Origin of the sequence: Mesorhizobium sp. M7A.F.Ca.CA.002.04.1.1, assembly GCF_004022805.1 — a bacterium.
Classification (GTDB): Bacteria; Pseudomonadota; Alphaproteobacteria; order Rhizobiales; family Rhizobiaceae; genus Mesorhizobium; species Mesorhizobium ciceri.
This window is the reverse complement of the sequence record NZ_RZPL01000109.1, coordinates 1-10,739: the sequence shown is the minus strand read 5'-3', so window position 1 is coordinate 10,739 and position 10,739 is coordinate 1. Positions and strand designations below refer to the sequence as shown.

At 59.6% G+C, this 10,739-nt stretch carries 9 protein-coding genes; 3 read left to right on the top strand and 6 right to left on the bottom strand.

Translation table 11 applies throughout. From position 1 onward, the window contains the following. The 3 genes from ENZ75_RS08395 to ENZ75_RS08385 all read right to left on the bottom strand — a co-directional run. Positions 1–1,155, bottom strand: a 1,155-nt coding sequence (locus ENZ75_RS08395) for a glycoside hydrolase family 99-like domain-containing protein (RefSeq protein ID WP_206617020.1), incomplete at its 3' end; no start/stop codon positions are given. Then, positions 1,155–2,039 (bottom strand): class I SAM-dependent methyltransferase, encoded by an 885-nt coding sequence (locus ENZ75_RS08390; RefSeq protein ID WP_013532718.1) that lies wholly within the window; start codon positions 2,037–2,039, stop codon positions 1,155–1,157. The genes ENZ75_RS08390 and ENZ75_RS08395, both read right to left, overlap by 1 nt. Beyond that, a complete protein-coding gene (locus ENZ75_RS08385; RefSeq protein ID WP_013532717.1) occupies positions 2,036–3,754 on the bottom strand; it encodes a sulfotransferase family protein in 1,719 nt (572 codons plus the stop codon). Before ENZ75_RS08385 ends, ENZ75_RS08390 begins: the two co-directional genes overlap by 4 nt. 565 nt (positions 3,755–4,319) lie before the next feature. Between ENZ75_RS08385 and ENZ75_RS08380 the strand changes: the two genes are divergently transcribed. The 3 genes from ENZ75_RS08380 to ENZ75_RS08370 all read left to right on the top strand — a co-directional run bounded on the left by ENZ75_RS08380 (position 4,320) and on the right by ENZ75_RS08370 (position 7,993). Continuing rightward, the gene (locus tag ENZ75_RS08380) at positions 4,320–6,305 is read left to right on the top strand and encodes a nucleoside-diphosphate sugar epimerase/dehydratase (RefSeq protein ID WP_063167692.1); all 1,986 of its coding nucleotides are present in this window, start codon (positions 4,320–4,322) and stop codon (positions 6,303–6,305) included. 93 nt (positions 6,306–6,398) lie between these two features. Continuing rightward, the gene (locus tag ENZ75_RS08375; RefSeq protein ID WP_128278017.1) at positions 6,399–7,334 is read left to right on the top strand and encodes a glycosyltransferase; all 936 of its coding nucleotides are present in this window, start codon (positions 6,399–6,401) and stop codon (positions 7,332–7,334) included. A gap of 122 nt (positions 7,335–7,456) precedes the next feature. Continuing rightward, a complete protein-coding gene (locus ENZ75_RS08370) occupies positions 7,457–7,993 on the top strand; it encodes a sugar transferase (RefSeq protein WP_013532714.1) in 537 nt (178 codons plus the stop codon). 35 nt (positions 7,994–8,028) lie between these two features. Here ENZ75_RS08370 and ENZ75_RS08365 read toward each other — a convergent pair whose 3' ends face one another. The 3 genes from ENZ75_RS08365 to ENZ75_RS34280 form a co-directional block, all read right to left on the bottom strand. Next, positions 8,029–8,964: an NAD-dependent epimerase/dehydratase family protein gene (locus ENZ75_RS08365; RefSeq protein ID WP_013532713.1), complete on the bottom strand. Its 936-nt coding sequence runs from the start codon at positions 8,962–8,964 to the stop codon at positions 8,029–8,031. Then, positions 8,961–10,259 carry an O-antigen ligase gene (locus ENZ75_RS08360; RefSeq protein WP_013532712.1) on the bottom strand — a complete coding sequence of 433 codons (1,299 nt, stop codon included), beginning with the start codon at positions 10,257–10,259 and terminating at the stop codon, positions 8,961–8,963. Before ENZ75_RS08360 ends, ENZ75_RS08365 begins: the two co-directional genes overlap by 4 nt. Then, a partial coding sequence (locus tag ENZ75_RS34280; RefSeq protein WP_164887763.1) for a hypothetical protein occupies positions 10,256–10,739 on the bottom strand: 484 nt, incomplete at its 5' end. The genes ENZ75_RS34280 and ENZ75_RS08360, both read right to left, overlap by 4 nt.

Genomic DNA, 10,739 nt, shown 5'->3' with positions numbered 1-10,739 from the left:
GAGCTTTGCGATTTCTGCGTCCCTGGCTTCCTCGGGGATCGCCGCTAATTGCTGCCTGAGTTCGAACCGCACGCGTTCCGGCGCAACGTCGTAAATATCGTCAACCATCGACATGCCATTTTTCACGCGAAGCGTGGCCTCCAGGAACCCCCGGCCGTGTCTCCGGTCTGGTTCGAGATAGCATCCCTCGGCCCATTCGTTCCAAGCATTGATGAAGACCAGTTGATCGCCTTCCGCGCGATTGGCGCGCGTCAGCGAACTCGATCCCCGCAGCCAGCGCTCATAATTTGCAACGGTGGAGCCAAGAACGATCAATGAGCGATTCTTTACCCGGGCCGTATTGTCCCAATCGGGGAAAACGGTTCGATAGATCCGCTTGCGGCTATGGTCCCTCGATAGGAAATCGCGCGCAACGTTGGCATATTCGACCGGGTAGCCTTCGAATGGCTTATAGGTCGGCACGATCTCCTTCACACCATGGAATTTCATGTTGTGCGGCGGGAACTCGACGCCTGCGTCGAACTCATACTGCTCGTAGTCGTTATTGCCGTGAACGAGCGCGTTCACGATGTGAATTTCGCCGATACCCATCTTGCGGCAATGCTCCCGCCAGCGCTTACCTGCGGCCTTGGCGTCAGGAAGATGCTGCGGCCGGTAGACGACCAGCAACGGCTTGCCATCGACCCGCAGATAGCGGGGATCCTTGAAATAGGGAAAGAGGCTTTCGATGAAGCGCAACTCCCAATCCGGACCATAGGTCTGCGCGATTAGAACCTCGTGCTCGGCGGCGTCCCATCGGCGGGTCCAGTTTTCGTTCGCCCAGCACAGGCAGAAGCCCATGTCGATGCTCTTGTCGGTCAGGAAAGCATCGACCGGCTTCTCCATCAGCCGGTGGCCGTCGAACCAGTAGTAGTGAAAGCAGAAAGCGTCGATCCCGTGCTCCCTAGCGACCTCGGCCTGATCGCGGATGGTGTCCAGGACGCGAAGGTCGTAGTAGCCGAAATCGGTCGGATAGCGCGGTTGATTATGGCCATCGTAGAGCGGCTCCGCCTTCGCAACGTTGGTCCATTCGGTGAACCCTTTGCCCCACCATTCATCGTTCTCGGGGAACGGATGGAACTGCGGCAGATAGTAGGCAACATAACGCAGCGCCATTATCGCATGCTCAGGATCGACTTCACGATGCGACGGCCGGTCGGGCCGAGCATGCGGCCAACCATCGTTCTGAACGTCGGTCGCTGCTGTGGCGAATAGTGTGGCGGCGGGACAAACGGCAAATTCGAAACAGGCTTGCCGATTTTCGGGGGCGCGCGATCGAGCAGGACAAACTCATTCTTCGGCGAGTTCGCCAGTTCTGCCTTCACGACCGTCTGATAGATCTGCGAATAGGCGCCGAGTTCCAAAGCTGCCCGGACTTGTTCGGGCGTTTTCTTCCAGTTCTCGGCGAACTCTGTCATCTCGGGCGTCCGCACGACAAAGAGCGCGTCGACGATCTTCAGATTGGCTTGGCGGAAGAGGTGCTGAAGGTTCTTGGCGCCAAAGAAGCGGATATGTGTGCGATCGAGAAGGCCCCAGTCCCGGTAGTCGACATTGTCATCAAGCATCATCGCCATCATTGCGGCATGATTGGCGTTGGGGATCGACGAGACCACGCTGCCGCCAGGCCGCAGATAGCGGGTGACCTCCCTCAATGTCTCCCAGGGATTGACCAGATGCTCGAGCACATCCGCGATGACGACGGCATCGAAGCGTCGCTCACCGAAGACCTCGCCCCATCCTGGCGTGTTGAGATCGCCCTGGACCGCGTCGACGCAAAAGCTCTTCAGGATCGGAATGCAGTTCGGATCATATTCGAGCGCGGTAACCCGACAGCCGTTCAGAGCTATCAGTGGCTTGGCGATCGACCCCGGTCCGGCGCCGATTTCGAGGACATCCTTATCCCTGCCGACTAACCGCAACACATTTGCCGCAGCCGTGTCCGAATTCGGGTCGACATCGAAAACGTAGATATCTGCTGATGTCTTCTGTTTTGCGCTCACTTATCCGTGCCTCGTGTGTCTGCGCCAATCTTTCGGATCGGCAAAGCAAGCTTTGACAATGCTTTCGCAACTTTCCACGATTTGCTCTCGTGGATAAGCGTTAGCTCGCGCGCCGCTGCCTGAAGGCTTTCCGTCACGGCCGCCAATTGGCCTCTCAGGGCCGAAACGTCAAGGCCCTGCTTGTCGTACTGCTCGGTGAGCGATCCTAAATCCGCTTGGAGAGCTGACATCTGGCTGACATGCTTTGCGATTTCCTGTCTCGCATCTGTGAGTTGTGCCGAGCGCGTTGAGAGCTCGGCATTCAAGCTCGCGATCTCATCGATTCTCGTGGCCAACTCGCTTGACTTGGCGGCGATCTCCAATCGCAGTTGTTCTGCTTGGTCCCTCAGGGTCGAAACGTCCAGGCCCCGGCTGTCGTACTGCTCGGTGAGCGATCTCAAATCTGCCTGGAGAGCTGACATCTGGCTGACATACCTTGCGATTTCCTGTCTCGAATCTGCGAGTTGCGCCGAGCGCGTTGAGAGTTCGGCATTCAAGCTCGCAATCTCACCGATCCTTGTGGCCAACTCGGTGGCCAACTCGCTTGACTTCAGTCGCTCTGCTCTTATCTCACCCTCGACCGCCTGCCCTTCCATTGGGTTCTGGTCCTCAACCATCGCTACGATCTTTGATTTCAACGCATCGCGTTCCGCGCTAAGTTGATCGACTTGAGACATCAGCGCCCGGACATTGCCGACCAGTCTTAACTCTGTGGCGGCGTAATCGGTTGTCGGCGCGAGGCGCGCCTTGGTCTCACGCGCCAGCAATTCGGCAAACATGACTTGGCCAGCCGGCAGCCAACTGTCCTCAAATTCGTCATAGATTGCATCGAGTTCGGCGGTCGCTGCTGGCGAAGACGCGTCTTCCTCGAGGTCGAGCATGGCAACATAGGCTCGCTTGACCAGATCCGGCACGCCATCATTAGCCATGAGCAAGTCGACGCTCGCCAGATGGTGCTGGTGATCAGTCGACAGATAAGCTGCAATTTCTTTCTCGACAGAGCTAATCTTGCGCGGCCATTCGATCGAAAATCGTTCTGAGATCTTCTCCAGGGCAGGCCCGAAATCTCGAACCATCGACTCGTACGACAAGAAGACACGAGGTGAATTCCTAGTGCTTCTCTCGGAGGCCAGAACGTAGTTCAGCCAAACGAGGGAGGCGAATCCCAGATCCATTCCGTCGCGCTTTGCCAGCGATTTGGCGACCGACAGTGGATTGCGAGTGATCGTTACATAGTCAGTCTTGTACCTGAGCGATGTAAGCAGTTGCTGATAGATCGGCACAATGCGCGAAATCCGCGGCTCCTTGAGCACGATCGTTGGCATGCCGCCATATTCGCCATCGAGTAGGCGAGCGATCTCGTCGTGGTAGAATCTTAACCGGCTTGCCGACAGTTCCTCGACCCGGACCGGCCTCCAATCGTCCCACCGGCTACCAAGTTCGAGCAAGAGCTGCTCGTTCAGCAGGGCCAGATGCAATGGTTCCCAATAACCTGTCCGGTTGCTTTCGTCGGCGGGAATCAAGTTCTTTGGTGGAGCAACACCCAGCAGTTGAAGCACGCCGGCCAACGCGCTGGTGCCGGACCGATGCATGCCAAGAACCATCAAGCAGGTGCGCTCGCCCTGGCTTTCTCGCTTTAACTTCGAACTCTTCATTGTCGTCGCGGCAACAGCCATAATTGTATCCCATGGATGGGCAAGCCACAGAGCTGGCTTCTGCGATCATGAGCCTTGCCTGTACTCTACGCCGGTTTTGGAAGCTGCAACCGAGTCATTACGTCTCTGAAGGCCGTCCCAGTATGGAAATGGCCAGCGTGCCATCATGTCGCGACATGTTATGACTATAATGTGGCGCGCCCGCGCCCCACCTCTGGTAGCTTTGTCCTCTGCACGCACTCGACCCGCAAACTTGGCCTTCATAGCCATTTCGACCAGTTGCGTCGTAGCGAGGTCGAGAGCAGAGTCAATTGCGGCAAAACCGAAACAACGCTGACGCGGCGGCAGTGTCCAAATCGCAACGCACCGATCGGACTCCACCGATCCAGTAACAGGGCGTCAAGCTTACTCGTATTCACGCTCTTGTCCGAAAAAACCTCTGGCTATGCCCTCGCACCCGCAGTATGCGATACAGGACGGCGGGGGTCGGGGATGGCACGTGGGTAAGGTGATTGATCGCGAAGTATCTTCGTGTTCGCACTTCGCTGGTGTCGATGCCCTTGAGCCTGGAGTCTAGTGCCGTCCAATGAATTCCCATCTAGAAGCTGTGTTCGGGCTCAGGCCACAGATGCGGCGCGCCTTCATCATGGTCCAGGACGTGGTCATGGTCCTGGTCGCCGTGGCACTCAGCCTTATTCTTTCGCGGTCGAATCTTTCGTTCGAAGCGTTCTCCAACGAGGGTCTGGCGACATGGGCGGGCATCGTCGTCATCAGCCATTTGTTGTTCCGCTACAGTGGCCTTTACACCACTGTCTGGCGCTTCGCCTCGACGCCGGACTTTTTCAACATCCTGAAGAGCTGCGCGATTTTGACGTTCACTCTTTACATGGCGTCGCTGCTGCTGCGTTTTTACCGGCCGGTGGCGGGGCTCAACGAGCGTCAGTTCATCGTCTTCTTCCTCGTCTCCTTCACCATCATATCGGCACCCCGGCTGTTCTACCGCTTCCTGCGTGACGGCGCGAGCTGGGGGATTCTGAGCCGCAAGACCGACCAGCAGGCCAAGCGCGCTCTGTTTGTCGGCCGGCTCGGCGAGGCCGACCTGATCATTCGCTTCACGCGCACGGCGCAACCGGCGGACTATTCCATCGCAGGCATCATGGCCACCGAGCGCGGCGCACCGTTGGGCACGCGGATTCAAGGTGTTCCCGTGGTGGCGACAATGCCGCGCCTGATCGATGTCCTGGAAGACTATGCGACCGGCACCAAGAGCCTGGACTTGCTGATTTTCGGCAGCGGCGCCGAGCACGAAATCGAGGACTATTCGGAACTTGTGCGCATTGCCCGGCACGGCGACATAAATGTGGTGCAGTTCTCAGGCCTTTCGGAGTTGGAACAGCACGGAAAGCTGGTTCTCGACACCGTCGAGATGGAAACGATCCTGCGCCGGCCGACGGTCGCGTCCGATATCCAGCGTATCGGCGCCTTTGTCGGCGGCAAACGCGTTCTGGTGACCGGCGGTGCCGGTTCTATCGGTCAGACGCTGGTCAGGCGGTCGCTGGAACTCGGAGCCGAGGCGGTGCTGGTCGCCGACAACTCCGAGTTCGGCATTTTCCAGCTGAGCCAGTATGTTGACGAGAAGGACCACGACCGCCTCAAGGTCCGCATCGTCGATGTCGCGGACCGGCGCCAGATAACGCGTGTCGTCACGGAATTCCGGCCGGACATCATCTTTCATGCCGCGGCCCTCAAGCATGTTCCGCTGCTCGAGGAAAACTGGGATTCGGCCATCCAGACCAATATCTTCGGAACGCTCGTCTGTGCCGAGGTCGCCGCCAAGTGCGGGGTTGCGCAATTTGTCCTGATATCGAGCGACAAGGCGGTGGATCCCTCGTCAGTGCTCGGCATGACGAAGCGGGCCGCCGAACAGATCATCAGCGCCTTGCATGGCACGCCGGCAGGCGAGACAAGCGGGCGTCGCCCGGCCACCAAGTTCATTGCAGTGCGGTTCGGCAACGTCTTCGGCAGCAATGGTTCGGTGGCGACCATATTCCAGGCGCAGATCGAGGCCGGAGGGCCCGTCACCATCACCGACCGGCGCATGACACGCTATTTCATGACCGTGGCCGAAGCCGTCGATCTCGTCATCATGTCGGCGGCCGATGCCGCGTCGCGGCAGAGCGGAGACGATTATGCCGTCTATATGCTCGACATGGGCAAGCCGGTACCGATCCTTGAAGTGGCCGAAACGATGATCCGCTTGTCCGGAAAGAGCCCATACAAGGACGTCGCGATCCGGTTCACCGGCATAAGGCCGGGTGAAAAACTCCACGAAACGCTGCATGGCGAAGACGAGGAACTCGTCGAACTCGGCATCTCGAAGATTTTCGGCCTCAGCACGGACGTCGTGGAATGGTCGGATGTCCAGGTCGCGCTCACGGCGCTGCAGCAGTCGGCGAAAAACCAGGACAAGGCTGCCGCGCTCGCCGCATTGGCAGGTCTCGACCGCGCCAAGAAGGCCAGGGCAAGTGCACGTCAAGACGCGATTCCGAAGACGGCCGGGCAGGCGACCTAGAACAATTCCGGGAAAAGCGCACGGCGCTTACCTTTGGGAATTGCGCCAAATCAAAGAGATAGATCCAATCAGAATCAGAAAGCGATCTTGCTCGTGAGCAAAGATGATCTGCGCATCGCGGTCCTGATGGGCACGAACGACGGCGCCGCCTTCATCGCGGAGCAGCTGCAGTCCCTGCTCGAGCAGTCGCACCCTCTGGTCGACCTGTGGATATCCGACGATGGCTCCGTCGATGGCACGACCGCCATCATCGAGGCATGGAAATCCCGCTGGCGGCCCAAGTGTCGAATGACGCTCGTCGAGGGGCCGCGGCAAGGCTTCGCCGCCAATTTCCGCTCCATGATCGTCGATCGACGCATCGAGGCGGACTGCTATGCCTTCTGCGACCAGGACGATATCTGGGAGCCCGACAGGCTGGAGAGCGCTATCGACTGGATGCGGACCCAGGATGCGAAAATCCCGCTGATGTTTTGTTCGCGAACCGCGACCATGACGGAAACAGGAAGCCTTGTCGGCCATTCGCCTTTGTTTGCCCGGCCGCCAACCTTTCGCAACGCGCTTGTGCAAAGCATCGCCGGCGGCAACACCATCCTGCTCAACGCAGCGGCACGCAACCTGCTGGCCAGGGCCTGCATGCGGACCGGGTTCGTCAGCCACGACTGGTGGGCCTATCTCATCGTGACCGCCGCCGGCGGCATCGTCCGCTACGATCCGCGGCCGCTGGTGCGCTACCGGCAGCATGCGGCAAACCTGGTCGGCGCCAACGTATCCTGGAAAGCAAGGGTGTCCCGGCTTGGCCGCCTGTTTAAGGGGGAATTCGCCGGCTGGACGGACCTCAACCTTGACGGTCTTGCCGTCAATCGCGACCTCCTGACCGAGGACGCGATGGTGTGCCTCGACCTTTTCACCCGCGGGCGCGACGGCGGCCTTTTCCGCCGCTTGGCAGGCTTGCGCCGAAGCGGCGTCTATCGGCAGACCGTTTCCGGAAACCTGGGGCTCTATCTCGCCTTCGTCCTGGGGCGCATCTGAACATTGCGACGGCTGCGTGGCGCGCTTGGTCAAGAGATCGGCTCATGCTACGTCGACCGGATTGACGGCATTGGCCTGCGGCATTGCCTCGGGACTTCGGCAGGGAGCACTATCGGCCGTTCATGAAGGCAGCCAAGCAAATCTTCGATCTTGCCGGTGCGGCTCTGCTGCTGGTGGCGACATCTCCTGTCTTGGCGCTCACCGTCCTTGCCGTTCGGGCATCGTCGCCGGGCCCGGCTATTTTTTCACAGGTGCGGGTCGGCCGTGACGGTCGGCTTTTCCGCTGCCACAAGTTGCGCACGATGTATGTCGGGACGCCGTCGCTACCCTCGCATGAGGCGCCGGCGGATTCCGTGACATCGGTTGGAAAGGTCTTGCGGAAGTTCAAGCTCGATGAGCTGCCGCAATTCTGGAACGTCTTGAAGGGGGAAATGAGCCTGGTCGGGCCGCGGCCCTGCCTGCCGACCCAGACGGAATTGATCGAGTGTCGCAGGCGGCTGGGGGTTTTGGCGGCGCTGCCGGGCATAACCGGCCTGGCCCAGATCAGGGGCATCGACATGTCTAACCCGGAGCTCTTGGCGCAAACGGATGCTGCCTACCTCCGCACCGCGTCGTTCTGGCTCGATCTTCGGATCCTGTTTGGAACGCTCTACCGCTGAGCAGACCATGAAAAGATCATGGTCAAGCAAGAAAGTCAGGATCTGCTGAGCCGCGCCAGCTCGGCCAGCCGCTCAAGCGTGCCGGCTTCGGGCGTCCACCCCTGCGATACCAGCAGGGCGGGGTCGCATATTTGTGTCGCGGTCAGGCTGTCCCAGAACGCCCGCCTGCCGAGTGCGGCCACCACCGGCCGTATCAGCCCGGCCGGCATCGCCATCAGGCGCACAGGCCGCCCCAAACCTCTGCGAAAGACGGCGATGACGGCGTCGAGGGCGACCGGCGGCACATCGGCGCCGACATAGATCGGGCGAAGCAGCCCGGAATGGCTGAGCAGGTGCGACACTGCTCGCACCGCGGCCTCGGAAGACATCAGCGAACGGATTCCGGTCAAGGCACCAGTCGGCAGCGGCAGCGGCGTATCGGCAAGGCGCATCAGCGTTGCCAGATTTCCCCTCATGCCACTTCCATAGACCGGAGGCAGGCGCAACACGGCGGCGTCGGAGCGGCCATGCGACGCATAGGCGTCCAAAACCGTGATCTCGCTTTCGCGCTTCGAGCGTCCATAGGCGCATTGTGGGGCAGGAAGCGTGTCCTCGTCGATCGTTGCGCTGACGTGCGCGCCGATCACCGCCCGGATCGAGGAGAGATGAATGAAACGTCCGCTTATCTGGGCCGCCGCTGCATGCGCCAGCCTTGCGCTCAGTTCCACATTGGCCGCCTGGTAATCGGCTTCGGTTGCATTTCCCCGATCATTGTTGAGGCCAGCGCAATGGACGACGTCAGTCATATGCCGGGTCAGTTCCAGGAAGGCGGCGGCCGGCGCATCGAAGCCGGGCATCGGCACAGTCTCGTTCTCCGAACCAAGCCTCTCGGGATGGCGGGAGGCGAGGCGAAGCTCGGCACCGGCTTCGCGTAAGTGGCGCACGACAAGACGCCCGATGAAACCTGTCGCGCCCGTGACCAGAACCTTCATGGCCTTGCCCGAGACAGGTCTTGCGTGACTGGTGCAAGTGCCGGTTCGTCCAGCAAAGGAACATGACGTCCGGAGGCGAGATATGTTCCGCTCACCAGGAAGACCATCAGCACCGAGTCCAGAATGTCATGGCCGACCAGGATGCCTGTCATTCCGGCCGTCAGATAGGTGATCACCACGACGACAATCATGGTGGCGCCGAACCGCTCGTTCGGATCGCTGCTGCTTCGCAAGACCCGGGCGGCATTTCCAGCGGCAACGATAAAGATCGCTGCCAGCGTCACGGCGCCCAGAATTCCTGCTTGCACCAAGGCGGTCAGGAAGCCGTTGTGGAAATGGTTGAAGCCTGTGTCCATCGCGAACTGCTCATGAAAGCCCTGTTTGATCAGAAGCTGGGTTGCACCCACACCGTGCCCGAACAGTGGCATGTCATGGAATGCTTTGAGGCCGATCTCCCAAAGCGCAACACGTATTCCCAACGAGGTGTCGTAGTTGCCGCTAGCTCCAAGCGCACCCCAATCGGAGCGCAAAAAGTCGACCCGCCCGGATATCGCCTGGAAGCTGGAAGCGGCGATCACGACGCCGACTGCCGCCAGCAGCAGCAGCAGGCGAACGGCATTCCTGCCCCTGAGCCTGTGCCGGTTGATCAACATGACGGCTATGCCGGCAATCAGCAGTGCCAGCCAGATGGTACGCGAGCCGGAATAGATGACGGCGATCGTCCCGGCCAGTGTCGCGTAGAAGAGGGGTGTCCGGGCTTGCTCAATACTGGACAAGGCGCCAGCCACACACGTCACCACGGCAAGGCAGACGACGGTTGCGAAGACGATCGGATTTCCGGCTCCCCCCTCCGCCCTGACGCCAATCCAATATTGCTGGATGACGGCCATGAGCAGCGCGACAAAGCAGGCGGCCATGCTGGAAAGCACGACGATGCGGGCAAGCGTGGTTTTCTGCGTGTTGCTCCAGGTCGAATAGGACACGGGAAAAAACAGGAAGGTGACGAGCGGGATAAGATGCGGCGCATCCCGGACAAACGAGTTGTTGACGATGGACGCCAGGAGATTGGCGGCGCAGTAGGCATAGATCGCGACCGTCATCCAGATCATGGGCCGGTCGGCGTTGAAGCGCCTTTTCCCTAAAGCAATCAGCAGGGCGGACGAAAGGCCTCCGCAATTGAACACAAAGCTGACCACCGACCCCAGAACCGGTGGAAAAAAGAAGCAAAGGATGGAGAAGTAGTTGTTGATCCGCGAAGGCGAGAATTGCTGTGTGAGGGATGAAAGCCGGTTCAATTTTCGGGCTCGCTGTTTTCGGCAAGTGTCATGCGGCGGATCTTGTTTAGCGAAGTTGAATGCGCTCGCCTCGAAATTGCCCATGCCTCATAACGCGCTTGCCCGCTGCCGAAGCTGGTATAGCGGCCGCCCCCCGTTTTCGATAGTGTATCTGGTGGATTGCCACCGAAAATCGGCGGCAGGCGACGGTCGGCCAAGGGAAGTCGCTTGAAAGCCGTAGCCGGCCATTCAAGCAATATTTTCCCCGCGTTTTCTCGGTTGTTGAGCTTGCGGGCAGGAATTTCCGGGTTTGATGGTATCTGTGGAAAATTCATTCTCGAACCATGTGCGGCCGGGCCAGTCTTGCATTGTTCTTGACAACGGCGATCTGCTAGAACGCCGGCACGAGGAAGATTGTCCAGAAACAAGGCTCGAACCGGGCGCAAAAGCTCGATGATTTGAGGCAGGTCTTCTGTTGGAAATACGAAAGAACGCCCACGG